Consider the following 22,340-nt stretch of genomic DNA (forward strand, 5'->3'; position numbering starts at 1 on the left):
AGATCAGTGGTCGGTTCGGTATTTCGCGAGTTTGTCGGGGTCGATACGGACGCCGAGGCCGGAGCCGGGAAGCACATGCAGTTCGCCGTCGCGGATGACAAGGCTCTCGGTCAGAAGGTCGTCGCTCATGTCGAGGAAGTTCGAGAGTTCCCCGGCGCGGCGTGAGGTGAGGTCGAAGGCAGCACCGAAGGCGACGGTGCAGGCCGTGCCGAGCTGGCCGTCGATCTGGTTTCCCATCACCACATCGACTCCGAGTCCCTCGCACAGATGGTGAGTGCGGAGCGAGCGGGTGAAGCCGGTGCGTGCGGTCTTGATGCTCACCGCCGTTGCGGACCCACCGAGGATTTCGCGAGTTACCTCCGCGGGGGTGGTCGCAGATTCGTCGGCGACGAAAGGGACATCGAGTTGCTGTACCAGCCATCGTCGACCGAGCACGTCGTCGGCCGGGCACAGTTCCTCGGCGAGAGTGAGCCCCAGATCGGACATCTCTTTCATGGCACGCGCGGATTCGGCGGCGGTCCATCCACGATTGCCGTCGACGTAAAGTTCGACGGTGTCGCCGAGTCCTTCTCTGAGAGCACGGACGACGGCGGTATCCAGATCGACGGGTCGTCGCCCGACCTTGACCTTGAATACCTCAATCCCGTACGTCTCGCGCATTCTGGTCGCTTCGTCGACCATTGCCGCGGGCGAATCGAATCCGAGCATGTGGCTCACCCGCATACGGTCGGTGTAGCCGCCGAGAAGTTCGGTGACAGGTAAGTCCAGACTCTGCCCGAGGGCATCCCAGATCGCCATGTCCACCGCGGACTTGGCGACCGGATTGCCAACTGTACGAGCAAGTTTCGCATTGGCAATCTCACGGGACGTGAGTGGAAGGCCGATGACGGCCGGCGCGAACAGCGTCTCGATCGCCGCGACCACCCCACGCTGCGTCTCCCCGTAGGTGAACGGACGCGGCGGAGCGTCGGCGACACCGACGACCCCGTCGTCGGTGTGCACTCGCACGAGCACATGCTCGGCTGCATCGACTTCGCCGCTCGCGAATTTCAACGGCTTGAGATACGGAATCGAGTACGGAATCGCCTCGACCGACACGATTTTCATAGAACTGCTTTCGGATCGGAGAATGAAGACGGTGCCTCGAGCCGCGGCAGCACACCGGCGTCCTCGAGCGCCGCCACGAGAGCATCGACCAGGGCAGACGGCCGGTCGCGGTGCCACGCCAACGCAAGGTCGATCGTGCTGGCACCGGAAATTTCACGAAAGACGACACCGGTCAACTGCAGGGCACGAACCGATTCGGGCACCAGCGCCACGCCCAGGCCGGCCGCAACGAGCGCCAGCAGCACCGAAGTGTCCGGTGCCTCGTGCTCGCGACGAGGACTGAAGCCCGCTGCGCGACAACTGCGCATCACCGCATCGTTCATCACGGAATGCGTGTCCGCATACATCACGAAGTCCTCGTACATGAGATCGTTCATGTCCAACGCCGGTTCGGTTGCGTAACGATGATCGACCGGCACGGCCAGCAACAGCGACTCGGTGGTGATGGTGCGAACAACCAGATCGTCGCCGGCCACGGGCGGCCGCAACACAGCCACGTCGAGCTGTTCGGAACGCAATCCCTCCACCTGCGCAGGGGTGAGTAAGTCCCCGTGGATCTCCAAGGCAATTCCGGGCAGTCTCTGCTTGATCGCGCGTGCGATCGGCGGAAGCTGATCGAAGGCCGCCGTGCCGGTGAAGCCGATGCGTACCAGCCCGTAGCGACCGTCGGCGATGCGTCGAACACCACGGGTGCTGCGTTCGAGATTCTCGAGATTGCGGACGGTCTCCCGATAGAAGAATTCGCCGGCCGGCGTGAGGCTGACCTGCCGCGTGGTTCGGGTGAGCAGGGTGACTCCCAGTTCGGCCTCCAGCTGCCGCACCGACTGCGACAGCGCCGGCTGCGCAAGATGAAGGCGCTTGGCCGCCTGCCCGAAGTGGCACGTCTCGGCGACGGCCACGAACTGGTGCAAATGTCGCAGTTCCATTGCCGATCCTTTCCGCGCATCGAAGGTGATGACGACCACACTAGGTGCCGAATCCATCGATGACAAAGACCTATTGCCAGGCAATTGATAAGTCGCAGGCATGAATCTATGCCCAGGTCGAGCCTAGGCAAAGCCCTGGTGTGACCGTGACCACTTCCTGACACTGTCGCTGTTATCGAAGTCGACCTGCCTGGAGGAACCGATATGACCGAACTGCTGGACCACGTGCAGAACACGATCGACAAAGCGGTGATCGACGACGTCGCGGCCGGCATCTACCGCGCCAATCGGAGCATCTTCACCGACGAGGAGGTCTTCGAGCTCGAGATGAAGCACATCTTCGAAGGCAACTGGATATACCTCGCCCATGAAAGTCAGCTCCCGAACAACGGGGACTACTTCACGGTGCACATGGGTCGACAGCCCGTTGTCATCACCCGGGACAAGGACGGCGAGCTGCACTGCCTCATCAATGCCTGCGCGCACCGCGGTGCGATGCTGTGCCGCCGCAAGACCGACAACCGCACCACGCTCACCTGCCCCTTCCACGGCTGGACGTTTCGAAACGACGGCACGCTGCTCAAGGTCAAGGATCCCGACGGTGCCGGCTATCCGGACACGTTCGACGTCGACGGATCGCACAACCTCACCAAGGTTCCCCGCTTCGAGAGCTATCGCGGGTTCCTCTTCGCGAGTCTGAACGACGACGTCTCGACCCTCGCCGAGCATCTCGGTGACACGACGAAGGTCATCGACATGCTCGTCGACCAGTCTCCCGAGGGCCTGGAAGTTCTGCGAGGATCCTCGTCGTACACCTTCGACGGAAACTGGAAGGTGCAGGCCGAGAACGGGGCCGACGGATATCACGTCAGCGCTGTGCACTGGAACTACGCCGCGACCACCTCGCGCCGCAACAACGGCGAATCCAAGAACACGACCAAGGCGCTCGACGCCGGCGGCTGGGGCAGGTCCGGCGGCGGCTACTGGTCCTACCCCAACGGCCATCTCTGCCTGTGGACCTGGGCGGCCAACCCCCAGGACCGCCCGCTCTGGGACCAGATGGACGCGCTGAAGGAGAAGTTCGGCGACGCCAAGGGTGAATTCATGGTGAAGGGCTCACGCAACCTGTGCCTGTACCCGAACGTCTACCTGATGGATCAGTTCAGCACACAGATCCGGCACTTCCGGCCGATCGCGCCGAACAAGACCGAGGTCACCATCTACTGCATCGCGCCCAAGGGCGAGAGCAAAGAGGCTCGCGCACATCGGATCCGGCAGTACGAGGACTTCTTCAACGCCTCCGGCATGGCGACACCCGACGACCTGGAAGAGTTCCGCTCGTGCCAGCTGACGTTCCAGGCGACCAATGCGCCGTGGAACGACATGAGCCGCGGCGCGGAGCACTGGCTCACCGGACCGGATCCGGTGGCCGAGGCGCTCGATATGCCCGGTGTCATTTCGGCGGGTGTCAAGAACGAAGACGAGGGCCTGTTTCCCGTCCAACACGGCTACTGGCGCAAGACACTGCTCGCTGCCCTCGACAAGCAGCGCGCAGCCGACTCCGCACCCGCCGCAGCACAGGAGGTCTGACATGACTGCCACCGTCGACAACACCGTTAGCCAGCAGACCGCCCCGCCGCGCCTGATCACCCAGTCATCCATCGAGCAGTTCCTCTACCGCGAAGCGCGGTACCTCGACGATCGTGAGTTCGAGAAATGGCTCACGTGCTACGCGGACGACGTCGAGTACTGGATGCCCTGCTGGGACGACAACGACTTGCTCACGGAAAACCCGCAAACCGACATCTCGTTGATCTATTACGAGAACAAGGGCGGGCTGGAAGATCGGGTGTTCCGTATCAGGACCGAACGTTCGAGTGCGACGTCCATACCCGAGCCGCGAACCAGTCACAACATCAGCAACGTCGAGGTCATCGAGCGTCGCGGAGATATCGTCGACGTCCGATTCAATTGGCACACCATGTATTTCCGCTACAAAACTATCGATCCATATTACGGAACCTCGTTCTACACGATCGACTTCTCCGGCGACTCGCCGCTCATCAGGCGAAAGACCGTGGTGCTCAAGAACGATTACATCCACCACGTCGTCGACATCTATCACTTCTGACCGACCTGCCGTAATCCCGAGGAGTTCCATCGTGAGCCATTCCGTCGCACTGTCCTTCGAGGACGGCGTCACCCGCTTCATCACCTGCGAGGACGACCAGACCGTCGCCGACGCCGCCTACCGGTCGCGGATCAACATTCCCCTCGACTGCAGGGACGGTGCATGTGGAACGTGCAAGGCGCTGTGCGAATCGGGTGAGTACGACGGCGGTACCTACCTCGACGACGCGCTCTCGCAGTCGGAATCGGACGAGGGCTACTGTCTGCCTTGCAGCATGAAGCCCACCTCGGATCTGGTGTTGCAGATCGCCAGTACCTCTGCTGTAGCGAAAACCCAAGCGGCGACGCATGAGACGGTCGTGGCCGCCGTGGAGAAACTTTCTCCCACGACGGTCAGGCTCGCTGTCGAGGCACCTGCAGGTGGCACGCTCGCCTTCCTCCCCGGCCAATATGTCAACATCACCGTCCCCGGCTCCGAGGAAACGCGGTCCTACTCCTTCAGCTGCCTCTCCGGCTCGGACGAACTGGAATTCCTGGTCAAGCTCACCCCGGGCGGCCTGATGTCGACCTACCTGAGCGACACCGCGGCCGTGGGCGACAAGATCTCCTTCACCGGCCCACACGGCAGTTTCTTTCTGCGCGAGGCTCAGCGACCTGCGCTGCTGTTGGCCGGCGGCACCGGATTGGCGCCCATCCTGTCGATCTTGCGCACCATGGCGTCCGAATCGAGCACTCGTCCAGTGCATCTCGTATACGGGGCAAGTACCGACGACGATGTCGTCCAGCTGGACGAACTCGAGAAATTAGCTGGAACCCTCAGCTCGTTCACGTGGGATCACTGCGTATCGGACCCCGCGACCACCGCCGTCAACAAGGGGTACGTCACTGCACTGATGACCGACGCGCACCTCAACGGCGGGGACGTGGCGGTGTACCTGTGCGGACCGCCGCCCATGGTCGAGGCCGTCCGAACGCATTTCGCCGAGATAGGCATCGAACCCACCGGCTTCTACTACGAGAAGTTCGCACCCTCGTCGGCTGCTGCGAAGGAGGATATCGACCTCGAAACTGTTTCGACGCCTGTAGCTGTGGTGGATGACGAGCGGACCACGGTCGACGACGCGGCCGAGACGACGATCGAAGCTGACATCGCATCCACGAACCAGACGGCAGAGCGTGACATCGAACGGGACGTCGAGTTCGGCCCGGACGGTAGGAGCATCTTCGGTCGAGCTGTGTTCGGAGGTCGCGTAGCCGAGCCTCTGCGCTCGCACGGCGGCGGCATTTCGGCAACCGAGGAAGCGGAGACCCTGCGCGCGATCGCGGGTCAGCGAGTCGCCGTGGCCGGGTCGACGGCCAGTCAAGTCGGGTTGGACGAGAGCTCCGATCTGGTCCTTGCACCGGACGCACACTCTGTTGCAGCGCAACGCATCTGGACTTCGCGAGATATCCCGCCCCTCGTCGCACGCAGTCCCGAACCTGCTCCGGCTTCGAGTTCGGGGTACGAAATCGGCGAGGAGCATCCATCGGTACACGAGTCGGACGCAGTGTTCGAGGCCAGGCGCGCCCTCGAACTCGGTGCCCTCGAACTCGTGATCGGCCGACTGTCCTCGCAGAAGATCTCCGGGTACCGGCTCTTGGCCGAGACCACGACTCGCTATGTCGACGGCGATCGGTTCGTCGATGCGGCCGCGTACACCGAGACCAACGCCGCATTTCACGACTACCTCTTCAGCCAAACAGGCAACGAGCATCTGCTGCAGGCCTATCGGGCTCTCGGCGTCAAGGCCGCGATGGAGGACGTGTTGCGCAACGCGACGTGGTGCGATCCGCTCTGCGCCCAGGATCACCTCGACATAGTGGACGCCTTCGAAGCCGGGGACCGTGAGCGCGCACGCACACTGATCGCCGATCACGCCGACCGGTCGAAGGCGACGATGAAACGCGCCATGCACGAATCCCGAACGAACAAGAGACCCAAGTTCGTCAGCCCGGGTCGGTTCGCAGGCAAGATAGTGCTGGTCACCGGCGCGGCCCAGGGCATCGGTGAATGCGTGGCCCGACGGATCGGTGCGGAAGGCGGATCACTGATACTGGCCGACCGGTCCGAGTTGGTCGAGTCTCTCGCCGAGGAATTTCGACGAGACGGTGTCGAGGCCACTCCAGTGATGGCCGACCTCGAAACCTGGGAAGGCGCTTCGTCGGTGGTGGACGCCGCACTCACCGCGCACGGCCGCGTCGACGTGTCCATTCACGTCGTCGGCGGCACCATCTGGGCCAAACCGTTCGCCGAGTACCCGCCCGAACAGATCGAGAAGGAAATTTCCCGGTCGCTGTTCCCGACGCTGTGGTCCTGCCGCGCCGTGATCCCGCACATGATCGAACGCGGCGGCGGCACCATCGTCAACGTCTCCTCGGTCGCCACCCGCGGCATCCACCGGGTCCCCTATGCAGCCGCGAAGGGCGGCGTCAATGCCATCACCACGACTCTGGCCCTCGAGGCAGCACCCCACGGAGTTCGAGTGGTTGCCACGGCACCCGGTGGTACCGACGCCCCGCCGCGACGCGTTGCTCGTGGGCCCGCACCCTCGACGGGGCAGGAAAAGGACTGGTACCAGGCCATCGTCGACCAGACCGTGGACTCCTCGTTGCTCAAACGCTACGGAACACTCGACGAGCAAGCTGCAGCGATCTGCTTCCTCGCCTCCGACGAGGCGTCGTACATCACCGGCACCGTGCTCCCGGTGGCCGGCGGCGACCTGGGCTGACCCATGACCGTGTCGGTGGGATCGCCGTACGCACTCATGCGCCGCGGATACGGTGAGGTCATGTCTCCTTCACCGTTGATCGGCCGTGGTGAACTGCTGGACGTCCTTGTTCGGGCGGTTGAAGCCTCGGCGACGACGTCGGCTTTCGTGGTGCTGACCGGCCCGGCAGGCATCGGCGCATCGTCGATTCTGCGTGAAGCCGAACGGACGGTCGGTAGCGACGGGCAGTGCACGGTGGTGCGCCGCGCAGGTGCGGTGCCGTGGGAAACGCACGTGCCGTACGGACTCGTCACGCAACTCTTCCCGGGAGTCCGAACCGATGGGGCGAATCCGGTCGAGTGGGGACACCGCATCGCCGAAGCGTTGTCGACGGACATCACGACGATCCTGTTGATCGACGACGCGCACGACTGTGACGTGGATTCGCTCCGTGCATTCGCCTCCGCCGTTCGGCACCATCGATCCGCGAAACTCGCGGTCGTATGTGCTCGAAAAACCCTGCCCAACGGCATTATCGAGGCTCACCGGGTTCTCGACCGTGTTGCCGACCTGTCGCTGGCGATGTCGGCGCTGACGGTGTCTGCCGTTGCCGAGCTCGCCGCTCTGCAGGGGATCATCCTGTCACCGTCCTCGGCTGCTCACCTCACGCGTCACACCGGTGGACGACCTCGATATGCCTTGGCGATGCTGGACGAGGTGCCGCGCGAGACTTGGAAGGGTGTTCGCCCCGACCTGCCTGCGCCCGCCTTCGTCGAGGCGGATGTTCGGACCACTCTCGCTCTTTGCACGGAGGAGGCTCGTCGCCTGGTCTCGGCCGTCACCGTTCTCGAAGACAGCAGACCGTTGACCACGGTGTGCGAGGTTGCCGGCATCGACGACCCCTGGCCTGCCGTCGATCTTGCAGAACAATTCGCTTTGGTGACCGTCCGACGTAGCTCCGCGGGGACCATCCTCGAGGTTCCCGATCCAACAGTCCGCGCCGCGGTACTCGCGACGATGAGCAGAGTGGAGCGCGCGCAGGTGCATCGAGCAGCTGCCGCAGCGGAGGCCGACCCGGCCGACCAGCTGGCACACCTGGTTCATGCGTCGCCACTGCCCGATCCTCTGGTCTCGGACCGCTTGGACGCACTCGCTGCGTCACGTGCAGGAATCGGCGAATGGGCCACGGCGGCAAGGCTGTACCTTCTGTCGAGTCGATCGACCAAGGAACCGCATGCGCGCGAAGACCGGCTCGTTCGCGCCGTCGACGCTCTTATCGGCGCTGGGGACATGCGCACGGCGTCGGACTACATCGCCGAGATCGAGAGTTTTCGTGAGACCCCGACTCGCAATGCCGTGCTCGGTTATCTGGCCATCTTGCGTGGCCGGCCCAACGAGGCCGAAGCCCGACTGACTCGGGCGTGGCAGCTGGTACGGACGCGGCACGACCCCGAGGTCGCTGCCGTGATCTGCCATCGGCTGGTACTGCACAATCTGGCGCGCTGCGACGGTGCCAACCTCGTGCTATGGGCCGATCGCGCAGTCGAACTCGTCGGAGCCGACCATGCAACCGCAGTGGAAGCGCAGTCCATTCGGGGCCTCGGCCTGGCCGGGACGGGCCGCGTCGCAGAAGCACTGAGCAGCTACCGCGACCTGTGGGGCCACGCCAGTACCGGAGCCGTCGGACAACGTGTGCAGATGGGCGCCGGTTGGCTCCACTTCGCAACGGACCACATCGATCTCGCACGCTCGGAACTCGAAGCCGCAGCACCGACCGACTTTCTCGGCGGTTCGACGCGAATCTCGCTGTGGGCTCACGGTTGGCTGGCGCGCACCTATTTCGTCACCGGTGAGTGGGATGCGGCGCTGCGGTTGGTCGGAGCTGGTTCCGACCTGGCCGAAAGTTCCGGTGCCGCATTGATCGTTCCTCTGCTCCAATGGACCGCGACGCAGATCCACGCGCTCCGCGGAGACTGGGGGGCCGCGGCGGCCAGCGCGCACCGCGGCGAGTCCGGCGCACGCGACTACGAGATCATGCGCGTGCCAACGGCTCTCGGTCGTGCGGCCATCGCGGAGGCTCGAGCTGACTACGCCGGTGTCCTCCGCGCCCTTGCCCCGTTGACCGAGCAGTGGGCCCAAGCAGACGTATCCGAACCCGGATTCTGGGCCTGGCCCGATGTGTACGCCAATGCGCTGATAGTCGAGGGCCGACTCGACGAAGCCGACAAGTTTCTCAGTCCGCACGAGGCCAGAGTGCGCGATCGTGGGCATCGCTCCGCACATGCACGCCTTGCCTGCGCTCGCGGTCGGCTGCACGGCGCGATGGGTGATCTCGATTCTGCCCGAGCATCATTCGAGGACGCACTCGCTTCGTTGACACCATTGCCACTGATGTACGACCGAGCCCGAGTCAACTACGCCTATGGACAGACCCTTCGCAGAGCCGGGAAGCGACGCGAGGCCGATGCCGTCGTCAGTGCGGCGCGTGAGGGCTATTCGGCACTGGGGGCCACGACATATGTTCGACGGTGCGACCGTGAACTCAAAGCCGGTGGCGTGCACGCCGTTCTGAAGGACAGGGCTCACGATGCACTGACCCCGCAGGAGGACGCCGTGTCGAGCCTGGTCGCCACAGGATTGACAAATCGCGAGGTCGCGGCCGAATTGTTCCTGTCGGTCAAGACAGTTCAGTTTCACCTGACCAGGGTGTACGCCAAGATGGGCATCCGTTCGAGAGCCGAACTGGCTGCCACCCGGTCGACCGACGAGACCTCGGCTACGTGACTGGAAGACAACAGCTTCCATCATGCCGAGGTTAGCGCTAGGCAAAGCCCTGGTGTGACCCAACGCACAGCTTGCGACACTGATCCAATCTGTTCGGCCATCAGCGCCGATTGAGCCTCGAAGCGGTACTCCCTGACGAAAAGGACACCCGATGAATGCACCGGACTCCATGAAAACCGGAACACCATCCAGCACCACCTGGGCCAGCGACCGGCACCGCCACAGCGTGTTGTGGATCGTGGCACTGTCTACGGCAGCAATCGTTTTCGATGGCTACGACCTCGTCGTCTACGGCACCGTCCTACCCACGCTGCTTGCCGATTCTGCCCAGCTGGGCACGCTGGATCCAGCGACTGCGGGCGCGCTTGGTTCCTACGCTCTGATCGGAGTCATGGTCGGCGCGTTGACAGCCGGAGCCTTCGGAGATCGGATCGGCCGTCGCAGAACGATGTTGACGTGCATCGTCTGGTTCTCACTCGGGATGGGGGCGACCGCACTCGCACAGAACATCACCATGTTCGGCATACTTCGGTTCCTGACCGGCATCGGTGTCGGCGGACTCGTCGCCACTGTCGGCGCCATGATTGCCGAGTTCGCACCTCCGGGACGTCGAAACCTGTTCAACGCCTTCGTTTACAGCGGCATTCCGGCCGGTGGCGTGCTCGCGTCGTTGGCCGCGATCGCCCTCCAGGATTCGATCGGCTGGCGCGGACTGTTCTGGATCGGCGCACTCCCACTGTTCGTACTGCTACCGCTGGCCCTGCTTCGGATGCCGGAGTCGCCGCGGTGGTTGGTGGCCCACGGACGCATCGTCGATGCACAGGAGATCTGTGCTCGAACCGGCATTCCGATGCCCGAGGCCGAGCCGACAGTCGCTGGGGATCGCGTCGGGTTCGCTGCACTGGCACGCAAGCCACTGCTGCGCCCGACAGCCCTCCTCGGACTGATGAGCTTCTCCGGCCTACTGCTGACCTACGGCCTCAATACCTGGCTGCCACAGATCATGTCCGAGGCGGGTTACAACGCCAAGGGATCACTGTCGTTCTTGTTGGTACTCAACGGCGGTGCCATCATCGGCGGGCTGATCGCATCCCGTGTCGCCGACCGCAAGGGACCCCAACGCGTCATCGCGGTCACCTTCTGCCTTGCTGCACTGTCGTTGGTTCTGCTGACCCTGAACTTCCCCCTCGGCGTCCTGCTCGTCGCCGTGGCCGGTGCCGGCATCGGTGCCATCGGTACTCAGGTGTTGATCTACGGATTCGTCTCGAACTATTACCCCACCACCGCCCGTGCAGCAGGTGTTGCGTGGTGCGCCGGATTCGGCCGGCTCGGCGGCATCCTCGGGCCGTTGCTCGGCGGAATTCTGCTCGGAGCCGGCATTGCGTCGTCCACCGCGTTCTATATCTTTGCAGTCGTGGCGCTGCTCGGCGCTCTCGTCACCACCGCTGTTCCCGCCGTGCGAGCCCTCCGCCGATCCGATCCAGTACCCAGCGAGCCGGTGAAAGTGGTTGAATGACCAATACTTTCGAGCGTCTCACCTCCAGCGAGCTGCCGGAACGTCGCCCGCCGAGTCTGCGTGCCCTGCGCGCGGACTTCGGCGGGCAGTACGTCGGCGCGGGGGCAACCGGTGTGCTGTTCAGCGCGACCGGCCCCGTTGCGGTCATCATGGGTGCCGCAGCAGCCGGTTCACTCACGGCCACGCAGACTGCGTCGTGGGTGTTCGGGGTGTTCGTGCTCAACGGCATCCTCACCGTGGTGGCAAGCTGGGCTTACCAGATGCCGCTGAGCTTTTTCTGGACCATTCCGGGCACTGTTCTGGTCGGTCAATCGTTGGCGTCGCTGACCTGGCCGGAAGTCGTGGGGGCCTACCTCGCCACCGGAGTCCTCGTCATCGTTCTCGGAGCCACCGGGGTGGTCACGAAACTGATGGCATTCCTGCCGCACAGCGTCGTGATGGCGATGGTCGCCGGCGCGTTCCTGTCGTTCGGAACCGGACTGGTGCAGTCTGTTTCGGCGGACGTACTCGTCGCCGGTGCCATGGTTGTGGCGTGGTTGGCTCTGACCCGTTCCGATACGTGGTCGAAACGGGTGCCCTCGGTCCTCGCAGCTTTGGTTGCCGGTCTCGCTGCTCTCACGGTAACCGGCGGATTCACCCGATCTAGCGGGCCTGCTGCCGAGCTACCCCTGATCGGCTTACCCGAACTCGTTGCGCCGTCGTTCAGCGGGGCGGCTATGGCCCAGTTGGTGATACCGCTCGCCATCACCGTGGTCGCGGTACAGAACGGCCAGGGTGCTGCAGTACTGAACGCTGCGGGTCACCGGCCGCCGATGACCGTCGTCACCGTCGCCTGTGGCGTCTGGTCACTCCTGCTCGCGCCGCTCGGTGCTGTGTCGACATGTCTTGCCGGCCCGGCCAATGCCCTACTCGTTGCTGTGGGTGAACGGTCGCGGCAGTACACCGCCGCAATGACGTGCGGCGCATTGGCCATAGTGGTGGGTGTACTCGCGCCGCTGTTGGTGCGCGGTCTTGCCGTGGTACCCGCCACATTCATCGCCGCTCTCGCAGGATTGGCCATGCTCGATGCTCTGCGCGGTGCGTTCACTGCCGCATTCTCCGACTCGACCGGTCGGCCGATGCTCGCGCCCCTGATCACCTTGCTGGTCACCATCTCCGGTACCGACGTGGGAGGACTCGGCGCGCCGTTCTGGGGACTGGTCGCAGGAGTTGCCGTTACTTATCTGCTCGATCGCCGACAGTAGGGGAGGGTGCTGCGTTCGTCGTCGTTGGATCGCTCTGGACTCGACAGCACGACAGACCGTATGGGGCGGTGGACGGTGTTTGGTTGTTGCCGGTGGTTCATTGCGGTGTTTTTCGTAGTCGAGCGTGCCGCGAATTGCCCCCTGGACCTCGATGGGTGAAGGCTTGCCGAGGCTACGAGGATTTCGAGCGCGAGAATCCTTTGTTGTCGGTGCCCTGTGCGACTCTGCACGGCATGGCGATCTGTATGGCGTGCGATCTGGAAATGCTCGATTCAGTGGGTTGCACGTGGCGGCCCAGTCGAATACCGAACGGCAGGAGCAAATGTCACGACTGCGGTGCCCCGCCGCGAACGCTTCACCACCCGGGGTGCGATGGTGAGCGGTGCAGATGTGGACAGATGCTGTCATGCGGCAGCGGATGCGCGGTGGATGAGTGCGAACGTGAAGACGGCCACGAATATGTCGATGCGAGCTGCAGGTGGTGCAACGAACCGTTCGGACAGATCCGCGTCGTCGACGGCTCATGACCGTATCGTCGGGTAAGCGACTTTTCGACATGGCCTTGTAGACCCCCGAACCCCAGGGCCGAACCTCGACGCGATCACGGAGTTGTAGACGGTCGGCGTGTCAGTACGTCGCGTCGCCGACTCGGATGCGGAACGATCGTCGATTTCCTTCCCGTCAGGTGCTGGTTCGAGAGCACGCTGCACTAGGGCATCATGGGCCTATGACCGATCTCGAGTACCTCGCCACTCTGCTTGCTGCGCTGGATGCGGAGATCGCCCGAATATCGGCAGCCGAATCCGGGTCCGACGAACAGTTGTCGGCTATCGACGATGCAGCCGACGCCGTCTTCCGGTTGCGCGAGAAGGTCAAAGCCGGCTACCCCGGCAAGAAGGCCTATTACCTGGCGGCGTCGACCGATCCAAAGGGGATCAGAGTCGAGGGAATCTCTGCCCTGCATGGCAAACGCGCCCACGAACTGGTCCAAGACGGTGGTTGGATGCATGCAGATTCCACCACTGTTCTCGATGCTCTCGATGACGACCAAATCAGTAGGTACCACGCGATCGCTGGACGCGGTGTAGCGCAGACGTTTCGGGACTCACGCGAATACTTGGCGACGGCAACAGGTCTGGCCGAAAAGTAGACCCACGCAATTGTTCGGCGAGTCGGCCGAACTCACCGGCGGTGAGTGCTGACGCTCAGAACGCGAGCACTGCCGTTCAACGCCGTATGAATATTTGTCGTCCAATTCAGTTGGGGCACCGAAGGTAGATCAGCTTCGATCAGTGCGTGTCGATTTGCCCTGCACTGTTGGGTGTCGTGGACGCGGCCGTGCCGAGCCCCTCGGATCGCGACGCGAGTTCGACTCGCAACGCAGCGATTTGCGAGGTCAACTCGGCCACCTGCTGTTGCGTAGCGGCCTGGTTCGCTTCGTCCTGCTCGGCGACTTATTGGACGAGCCATGACGCCAGGGTGGCTGTGACGACTCCGAGCAATGCAATGCCTGCAACCATGAGCCCGACGGCGATGAAACGGCCTGTCGCTGTGGATGGCGAGAAGTCGCCGTAGCCGACTGTCGTGACAGTTGCGATTGCCCACCACAGGGCATCGGGAAACGTCTTGATAGTCGCGGCTGGTTCGGCGCGTTCGGCGTCGAGCATCGCGAGTGACGCGACGAAAACCAACAGCAGAGTTCCGGCGACGGCATACGTGACTACCCGCCCCCGCAGCGCGCCGCCGATCGAGCGTTGCAGCAGGCTGACCAAGGTAAGAAGACGGAGCAGTCGTAGGGGCCGCAGCACCGGCAGCGCGACGATAGCGAGTTCGTGCAGATGCCGCACAAACCAGCGTGTGCGATGCTCCGCAAGGGTCAGTCGCACGATGTAGTCGATCCCGAACAGTGCCCAGATAGCGATGATCGCGTACTCGGCGACCTGTGCCACCGTGCCGGTTGGCTGACTCAATACGGTCCAGCTGTAGATCGCGAGGAAAGTCAGAGCCGATCCGGCAAGCGGCCATTCGCTTGCTCGCTCCCACTGCCGATAGTTCATGAGCCGGGACTGTACTGCGTGTCGATCAGATATCTGGTGGACGAGAGTCGAGGTCCGTTGTGGTCAGCCGTCACATACTGAACTGCCCGGTGAAGTCGACGGGTGGGGCTTCGAGATGGCGGCCGCGCGGCGACGAGTTCGTCGTCCTTGGCGACACGTTGCCGAGCACGCACACGGTGATAGGTGTCCTCGAAGTCGGGGGCCTTTCGTGCGGATGTAGTCGGTAGTCATGTGCAGTGCCTCGGTGGTCATCGTTCCACACCTGCTCGCGCCTTCCGCTGAGTTCTTCGTCAACACGAAAAAAGCTCTCGTACAACACTTCTCGAGGAAAGAGCTGTGACTTCACCGAGTAGTGGTCTTCGTTCGGGTGCGGAGGCTCCTGCGCAGAAAGCGGATTAGCGAAGGCCACTCGATTCCAGTGAGGACTATGGCTAGCAGTGGACCGAACGGATAGAGATCGAGCGAGGAGGACAAATCTCGCTGCATTGTGTATAGGCTCAACTGTCGAATTCGGTTTTGTCCAACAGGACGGACGTATGGATGGACGAACATTCATGGCTCTGGCAGAAATAACCACTGGCAACCCGCATTGGCTCAACGCCTTCATGTTTGCCGTTGCAGCGGTGATAGCGATTGTCCTCACCTGGTGGTTCTTCGGCAACGACGGATAAGCGAGACGGACACGTGGCTTTCGCGGCGAGAAGTGTGGGCAGCAGTTTTGCAGCGCGTGTGGTGTCCGGCGGCTGAGGCGTTGCCCAGGCCGAGCCTATAACCCGAATTGCATTGGTATCGAGGTTGTGCAGGATTACCGGGTCAGGATCTCACCGGTGCCAGATTCACGCCGGGCGGGGGAGTGAGGCGTCGAAGTGTGCCGTCGAACACGGTTGCATATAGTGCCCATCCGTTGGCTGACGGTCCGATGCGGACCGAACTCGGTCCCGTCCATCCTGGCGAAATGCCTGCTGCGATAACGCATGTTGTCCCTTTTCTGGGGTCGATGCTGTGCACGGAACCTTCTACGTGCGCGGCGGCATACAGCGTGCCGGCGTCGGACATGGTCAGGTCGTCGAGACCGGGAAAGAATCCCGGCACTGTGGCCACCACCGACCAGTCGTCCGGTGCCTCGAGGGGAACTTCGATGACCTGGCCCGTGAACAGATCGTCGGTGTACACCCGGCTGTGGTCCGGGCTGAGCGCCAACCCTTCTGATCGAGGAACGGGCGACCAGTTCTGTTCGACGTCGTCGGCGGTCGGGTCGTACCGGGTCAGACCTCGGGAAGGCGAGCCGATGTCCGTGCCCACGTCGGTGGTGAGGAAGTCTCCGTTCGGCAGCCGGAGAAGTCCGTGAGCCGCCATGTCGGTCACCGCGCTGACCTTGCCGGTACGGGTGTCGAATTGCGAAAGCCCTGGACCGGCAACAAAGTAGAGGATGCCGTTGTGCAACTGCATCCCTCGCGGAGCCGCGAGGTTGTCGAGTACAGGATCGACGTGGCCGCCTGCATCCACGTGCACGATGCTGGAGGCTCCGGATATGTAGAACCCGCCGGCTCCGTCGTGTTCGAGATTCTCCGGTTCGTCGAGTCCGCTCGTCACGGTATCGACCGACCAGCCCGCACAGGTCATGGGCGGCGGGCCCGGCTCAGGTGTTCCGGCGTGAGCAGGTGCAGACGTGAGAGCGGCAAGCGTAACCACTGCACCGACGAGTAGACGTGGACGAAGTCTGTTCGAGGCCAGAGACATGGTGCGAACGATAATGGAGACCGTGCGGTCGGAAAAGCTGAGTCCATTCGCGGGACCGGCAGTCAGACCACAAGCGAGGTGCATGGATCGCTGATCTCTCGGACCGAATCGGCCCAGCCGTAGGTCGAACGAATGAATGTCGAGCGAGGGCGACTGACACCGGTGCGTTGTGAATAGGGTGAGCAACGCAAGTCCGTTTGCCGACAGGAGCGTGTCAGCGTGAGTTCACCCATTCTCGTCAAGGGCCAGAATATTTCTTTACCGGACGACGCGACACAGCTGGATGTCATCGTGTCGTGGGTCGACCCGGAGCGCGACCTCGATGCATCCGCACTGTTGGTGACATCGACCGGACACGTTCGGTCGGACTCGGACTTCGTGTTCTACAACCAACCGGAGTCCGCCGACGCATCAGTGCGATATCTCGGCAGCAGTAGCACCGACGAAGGCAAACAGGAACGTTTATCGATCCATCTCGACTCTCTCCCAGCCGATATCGAGAAAGTAGTCATAGCGGGTAGCTCCGACGGTGCTTCGTTGGGCGACTTCGGAAAGTTGTCGCTCCAGGTACGGGATCAAACCGGATCGGTGCTGGGGGAGTTCCTCACCGCCGACGCCACCGCCGAACGTGCGCTGGTGTTCGGGGAGGTGTATCGAAGAGCCGGTGTCTGGAAACTGCGCGCGGTCGGGCAGGGTTGGGAATCAGGGCTCGCAGGGCTCGCAACGGATTTCGGCGTGGACGTCGACGACGGCGAACCGGAAGGCGGCGCCGACGATGTGGTCGTCGTCGAGGTCGCGGATTCGCACGTGCAGGCTACGGACCAGAACGGTGAGCTCGTCGATCTGTCGCTTGTCGACGTCGAACCCACCAAGCGCGGCGTGCGAACGAAGAAGCCGTCCGTGAAGAAGGCCAGTCCGCCGCAATTCACTCTTGCTGGGGGAGAGGGCTGGCAGACGGCTCGGCTCTTCTCGATTTCCGGCGTCGGATCTGGTGAAGAGCAAGAGAAGAGAGCCACGTCGGCGCTGATCGCAACGATGCAGGCGGTTCGTCCCTTCGCCCGAGCGATCTGCGCGCACGCGGGCGCACCGTCAGGTCCGTTCGAGGGCTACCTCGAGGTGCAATTCGTCAAAGGCGAAGGCAAGGTCATTCCAGACGGGGTTTTCCGGGTGTCGCGAGCGGGGCAGGTATGGACGGCACTGCTCGAAGTGAAGACAGGCACAGGCAAGCTGCAGAAGGAGCAGCTCGAGAACTACCTCGATGTTGCCAAACGGCACAGATACGAAACGGTTCTGAGCCTGTCCAACGACATCCCGGCCTCTGCAGGCGAGCTTCCGGTGCAGGTCAACAAGACCAAACTCAACAAGGTTTCACTGCGACACATCTCGTGGTCCGAGGTAATTCACGAGGCCCGAATGTTGCTGTCGCACGGGGACCTCACCGACTCACTGCAGGTGTGGATCCTCAGTGAGCTCGTGCGCTACCTGACGCACCCGAAATCCGGTGCGACAGAGTTCGTCGACATGGGCCGCCACTGGGTAGCGGTCCGGGATTCCGTCACCGCGGGGACCCTTCGCTCCAGTGATGTCAAAGCTCTGTCGGTAGCAAACACGTGGGCGTCGCTGTCGAGGCATCTGGCGTTGCGGATGACGGCCGATCTCGGCGTCACCGTCAAGCATCACCTTCCGAGGAAGTTCAACGGAGATCCTCAGGCACGCAACGAGTACATCGTCGACCAGCTCGTGGCCTCCGGATGCCTCTCGGCCACTCTGCGCATCCCCGACGCTGCCGGAGACGTCACCGTCGAAGCCGATATGCGTACCAACAAGATTCAGTGCAGCACCGCTATCGACGCGCCGACCGACGGGACCGCGCTCAGGCGAGCATCATGGCTACTCAGACAACTGAAGAACGCTCCCGCAGACATCCTGGTCGAGGCTGTGTTCGCAGACGCGAGCGAAGTATCGTGCGAGAACTTGGCAACTGTACGAGCGGACACGAAATCGCTCACAGCAGGCCGAACCAGCGAGCTGCAGTACTTCACGCTGACGTCGCCGACGAAGATGGGCAGCAAGCGCTCAGGGTCGGCGGCCAGCTTCATCGGTAGCGTGACCGACGGTCTCGACGCGTTCTACCGGGATGTCGTGCAGCCGCTGAAGCCGTGGACGCCTTCTGCACCGGAAGCGACCACTCACACATCTGATGAATGACGACGCTGCTCGACCGGACCCGAGACGCTATGCACTGGTGAGGCGACGGCGTTGAACGCCAGCGGCGACTATTCCTGCAAACACCAGGATTTGCCCGCACGCCAACGACATGGGAAGCGCGATGAACTCCCAACCGGTGGAACCGAAACCGACTGCCCACACGACAATAGCGACAGCGATCGCAATTGTGAGGACCTGTCCGCTTGTCATCAACACGAATGCGGCTGATCTCGATCCCCGACACAGGGTCGACAGTCCGGTCACCATGCCGATCGATGACGTCGGTAAACCGACGAGTGTCGGCAGAAGAACCATGATCTCGAAAAGTTGTCCGGTCTCTACGACTCCCGTTGTCACCATTTGCGGCGCAACGTAGACCCAGATGAGAATCGCGCACATCGAAGTGACTACCGATGTCATGAAGAGTGTTCGCACGTAAAGAACTATCGCGGATTCGTTCTCGAATGTGTTGTGCTGTCTCCAAGAATTCGGTGAGAGTGTCCGAAGGGCGTCGCAAGTGTTCACGCGGTCCTCGATGACTGGTCCAGTGAGGTCTGTCAAGCCTGCAGCGCGCCACGGCGCTGCCCACTGATGCAGCTCTTCGAAGCACGTGAGTGCACCTCGCACTCGCCAATATCGACGGTCGGACCATTCGGCGGCGACCACACCTCCGGCCTCGGTGTATTGATGATGCCTCCGGTCATTGAGTGCACGGCCGTCACACGTTCGCCGGGTTCGAGGTGTTCGAGAACCCAGGTGGCAGTGGAATGAGCAAGATCGGTGGACATAACGGTCATGCCTCCATCTCCGCTGCGCTGGATGCCGCTGTCCTGGTACCGGCCGAGCATCTCACCAGGCGGCCTTTGCGGTCCACCTGTTTTCGGCTGTATCCATGATTGAGGATCCGGCGTATTGGGCATCGTGCAGATATGACAGAGAACGCAAAGCTGACAGTGGAACGCACCATCGAAGCGCCCGTGGACGCAATTTTCGACGTCCTGTCCAACCCCGAGCGGCATCAGGCACTCGACGGCTCGGGATTCGTACGCGGCGTGGACCACGCAGACCGAATTCAGAAGGTCGGCGAGAAGTTCACGATGAACATGCAGGGCGATCACATGGGTGGGGAATACCAGACCGACAATGTCGTCACCGGGTACGCCAAGGACAAGCTACTGGCATGGAAGACCGCGCCGGCCGGCAACGAGCCTCCCGGATGGGAATGGTTGTGGGAACTGGAGTCTCAGGGACCCAACGAGACATTGGTGCGGCACACCTACGACTGGTCGAAGGTCACGGACAAGAAGCTTCTGCAGCAGATCGGGTTTCCCCTGGTCACCGAGGATCAGCTGAACGACACACTTGCACGCCTCGCTGTCGAGGCAACGTCCTGATCTTTCGGGCATACGTTCAGCCGTAGAACGCCGCTGCGTCGACGCTCGCGATGGGCATCCATCGAGCTGGAAAGTCCGTCGACGCAGCGGCTTCGGCGAGGTCCAGGCCACGTATAGCCAACGCCGTCGTGGGTGACTGGTCTACGATCAGACTGATCGCGTACGTTGCTGCGGTGACGTGAACGCAAGGATCAGTTCTGCTGGAACAGGTGCATGCCATGTCGACGTCCGTGGGAACCGGTGCCAGACCCCCCGATACCAGCTCCGCGTGAAGCGCGTCAGGCAGATCTCCGCTCCCTCTGCCATGAGTCGGATGACTGGTGACGATGCGCAGAGCCGCCCTTTTGTGAGCTGCCGAATAGCGCGGCACCTTAAATGTCGCGGTCTCCATCTTCTTTCCTGCTGAGACCACGCAGCGAATAGAACCGATCGTGTTGATATCTACGATGACCGACTCGCTACGAGCCAGGCTCCGCGCACGAGGAAGCACGGGATTGGGTCGGATAGCGGTGATCGGCTCGACTCGACGAAGCCATTCCTTGCCCCATGGAGTCGCACCGAACGGCGGGGGCTGGGGAGTGGACGCCATCACCGTGCCACCGATCGGAGCGACAACGTCTGTCTGAGTGTCGAATCATCCAGTGCAGCAAGCGCTGTCTCGTTGTTTCCCTCGGCCAGCCCTGCAATTGCTCTCTTCCGGGCGTGCAGCGACGCGATGTACTCCTCCAGTGTTCCTTCGGTGGTGAGCGCCATGACGGTCACCGGCGAGGTCTGTCCGATTCGATGTACCCGGTCGGTCGCCTGCGATTCCACCGCCGGATTCCACCACCGGTCGTAATGGATGACGGTGCTGGCCCGGGTGAGGTTCAACCCGTAGCCAGCCGCTTTGAGACTCAGCACCATCACCGGACAGCTGTCACTGCTCTGAAACTCGTCCACCATCTTCTCGCGCTGATCGACGTCGAGCCCGCCGTGGAAGAACGGTATGGCGGCCCCTGTGACACGCGCGAGATGGTCGGAGAGAAACTCGCCGGTCTTTCGGTACTGGGTGAAAACCAATGCGGTCTGCGACGACTCGGCGAGCTCCTCGACGATGTCGGTGAGCCTGTCGAGTTTCCCGGAACGGTCGGGCGACGAAGACATGTTGCCGTTCACGAGACCCGGGTGGTTACAAATCAGTTTGAGAGAGGTCAGCAACGCCAACACTGCGGTCCCTCGGCGTTGTGTCGAACCGAAGCCGGTGTCGAATGCAGCCTCGAGCGTCGAGTTGTACAGCACCGTTTGCTCGTTCGTGATCGGGCATAGAACGTCTATCTGCTGTTTGGGTGGAAGGTCGGTCGCCACTTCGTCTTTGGTCCGTCGGAGGAGGACCGGAGCTATGGCATGGGACAAGTGCGCAAGCGCAGCCGCCGAACCCGCGTTCTCGATGGGTGCGGAAAATCGCCGAGTGAAGCGTGCTTTGGTCCCGAGCAGACCCGGGTTGGTCAGGTCGATCAGGGCCCAGAGTTCGTCCATGCGGTTCTCGACCGGTGTGCCGGTCAGTGCGATGCGAGTTGTCGAGCTCAGTCGTCGCGCGGCACGGGAAACCTGGGTGCGCGAGTTCTTCATGACGTGCGCTTCGTCGAAGAAGACTGTGTTCCAACTGATCTCGGCCAGACGTTCGGTGTCGGAGCGCAATGTCGGATATCCGGTCACGGTCACGCAGCCGACCTCGCCACATCCACCGAGCGAGCGGTTCGGTCCCCGGTAGACATTGACCGTCAGGTCGCCGGCGGAAAACTTCTCGATCTCGCGTCGCCAATTGCTGATCAGGGAGGTCGGGCACACCACCAGAAAATTGCCTTCACCGCGCGAGGCTCCCACAATCATGTGCGAGATGGCTTGCAGAGTCTTGCCCAATCCCATCTCGTCGGCCAGAATTCCTCCACCCCCGGCTTCTCCGACGGTCGGAATCCAGGATGCACCGTGCACCTGATACGGCCTCGGGGTGAAGGTGGACGCACTGTTGCCGAGACTGTCCTGCATGAGCAGGCTGGTGCGTAGGGCATCGACGGCACCGTGCGCGGTCGACACGCTGGACCCGCCCGTGTTGGGCACCGCATACGCGGCCGGAGGGAGTGACTCCAGCAGCGATGCAGGAATCTCGGCGTAGTGGGGCCGGTGTTCCAGGTGGTCCAGAACCGCCAGCCACCCCCGGGCTGACGCGCTTTCCGGGAGGCCTGCCGACTGTGCCAGTGCCGCTTCGAGTTCGACGCGACGCGGATCGACGAGCTGTGCTTCGACGGTCCGTACTGCCACGGAGCCACCCGTATTGGGAAGTGCCAGTTCGATCGGCGTCGTCGCTGTGGTGGCCGTCCTTGTGGAATCAGGTTGCCAGACAGCGAAACAGTGTCGACGGGGCAGGTAGGTGACCTGCGGAGCGAGACCCGTGTCGGTCGTCGAGAACATGCAACCTCCAGCCGAGTGAGCGCTTCGGTCGACCCGAAG

At 62.7% G+C, this 22,340-nt stretch carries 14 protein-coding genes; 9 read left to right on the forward strand and 5 right to left on the reverse strand.

Features of this window, described 5'->3' with window-relative positions; all coding sequences use genetic code 11:
* Positions 1–3 precede the first annotated feature (3 nt).
* Positions 4–1,107 (reverse strand): mandelate racemase/muconate lactonizing enzyme family protein, encoded by a 1,104-nt coding sequence (locus QM588_RS10235; protein ID WP_283313008.1) that lies wholly within the window; start codon positions 1,105–1,107, stop codon positions 4–6.
* Positions 1,104–2,033 carry a LysR family transcriptional regulator gene (locus QM588_RS10240; RefSeq protein WP_032400822.1) on the reverse strand — a complete coding sequence of 310 codons (930 nt, stop codon included), beginning with the start codon at positions 2,031–2,033 and terminating at the stop codon, positions 1,104–1,106. Before QM588_RS10240 ends, QM588_RS10235 begins: the two co-directional genes overlap by 4 nt.
* Positions 2,034–2,237: 204 nt before the next feature.
* Here QM588_RS10240 and benA point away from each other — a divergent pair, with 204 nt between their 5' ends.
* From benA to QM588_RS10275, 7 genes are all read left to right on the forward strand, one after another.
* A complete protein-coding gene (gene benA / locus QM588_RS10245) occupies positions 2,238–3,623 on the forward strand; it encodes a benzoate 1,2-dioxygenase large subunit (protein ID WP_283313011.1) in 1,386 nt (461 codons plus the stop codon).
* Position 3,624: 1 nt separating this feature from the next.
* Positions 3,625–4,164: a benzoate 1,2-dioxygenase small subunit gene (benB, locus tag QM588_RS10250; protein WP_032400707.1), complete on the forward strand. Its 540-nt coding sequence runs from the start codon at positions 3,625–3,627 to the stop codon at positions 4,162–4,164.
* 31 nt (positions 4,165–4,195) lie between these two features.
* On the forward strand, positions 4,196–6,931 hold the full coding sequence (gene benC / locus QM588_RS10255) for a benzoate 1,2-dioxygenase electron transfer component BenC (protein WP_032400708.1): 2,736 nt from the start codon (positions 4,196–4,198) through the stop codon (positions 6,929–6,931).
* A gap of 60 nt (positions 6,932–6,991) precedes the next feature.
* Positions 6,992–9,694 (forward strand): helix-turn-helix transcriptional regulator, encoded by a 2,703-nt coding sequence (locus tag QM588_RS10260; RefSeq protein WP_283313015.1) that lies wholly within the window; start codon positions 6,992–6,994, stop codon positions 9,692–9,694.
* Positions 9,695–9,845: 151 nt separating this feature from the next.
* On the forward strand, positions 9,846–11,210 hold the full coding sequence (locus QM588_RS10265; RefSeq protein ID WP_283313016.1) for an MFS transporter: 1,365 nt from the start codon (positions 9,846–9,848) through the stop codon (positions 11,208–11,210).
* Positions 11,207–12,454: a benzoate/H(+) symporter BenE family transporter gene (locus QM588_RS10270; RefSeq protein ID WP_283313018.1), complete on the forward strand. Its 1,248-nt coding sequence runs from the start codon at positions 11,207–11,209 to the stop codon at positions 12,452–12,454. The genes QM588_RS10265 and QM588_RS10270 overlap by 4 nt, the downstream gene beginning before the upstream one ends.
* Positions 12,455–13,181: 727 nt before the next feature.
* Positions 13,182–13,604, forward strand: a complete 423-nt coding sequence (locus QM588_RS10275) for a hypothetical protein (protein WP_032400710.1) — start codon at positions 13,182–13,184, stop codon at positions 13,602–13,604.
* A gap of 304 nt (positions 13,605–13,908) precedes the next feature.
* Here QM588_RS10275 and QM588_RS10280 read toward each other — a convergent pair whose 3' ends face one another.
* On the reverse strand, positions 13,909–14,511 hold the full coding sequence (locus tag QM588_RS10280; protein ID WP_336620067.1) for a potassium channel family protein: 603 nt from the start codon (positions 14,509–14,511) through the stop codon (positions 13,909–13,911).
* An 813-nt stretch (positions 14,512–15,324) separates the two neighbouring features.
* Complete coding sequence (locus QM588_RS10285) at positions 15,325–16,104, reverse strand: SMP-30/gluconolactonase/LRE family protein (protein ID WP_283313019.1); 780 nt, start codon at positions 16,102–16,104, stop codon at positions 15,325–15,327.
* 366 nt (positions 16,105–16,470) lie between these two features.
* Between QM588_RS10285 and QM588_RS10290 the strand changes: the two genes are divergently transcribed.
* Both QM588_RS10290 and QM588_RS10295 read left to right on the forward strand, forming a co-directional pair.
* Positions 16,471–18,459 (forward strand): TerD family protein, encoded by a 1,989-nt coding sequence (locus QM588_RS10290; protein ID WP_032400711.1) that lies wholly within the window; start codon positions 16,471–16,473, stop codon positions 18,457–18,459.
* A 929-nt stretch (positions 18,460–19,388) separates the two neighbouring features.
* Positions 19,389–19,853: an SRPBCC family protein gene (locus QM588_RS10295; protein ID WP_027497200.1), complete on the forward strand. Its 465-nt coding sequence runs from the start codon at positions 19,389–19,391 to the stop codon at positions 19,851–19,853.
* Positions 19,854–20,441: 588 nt separating this feature from the next.
* On the opposite strand, the gene QM588_RS10300 is transcribed toward QM588_RS10295, so the two are convergent.
* Positions 20,442–22,301 carry a DEAD/DEAH box helicase gene (locus QM588_RS10300; RefSeq protein WP_283313020.1) on the reverse strand — a complete coding sequence of 620 codons (1,860 nt, stop codon included), beginning with the start codon at positions 22,299–22,301 and terminating at the stop codon, positions 20,442–20,444.
* Positions 22,302–22,340: the final 39 nt, after the last annotated feature.

It is taken from the genome of Rhodococcus sp. IEGM 1354 (genome assembly GCF_030056855.1).
GTDB lineage: Bacteria > Actinomycetota > Actinomycetes > Mycobacteriales > Mycobacteriaceae > Rhodococcoides.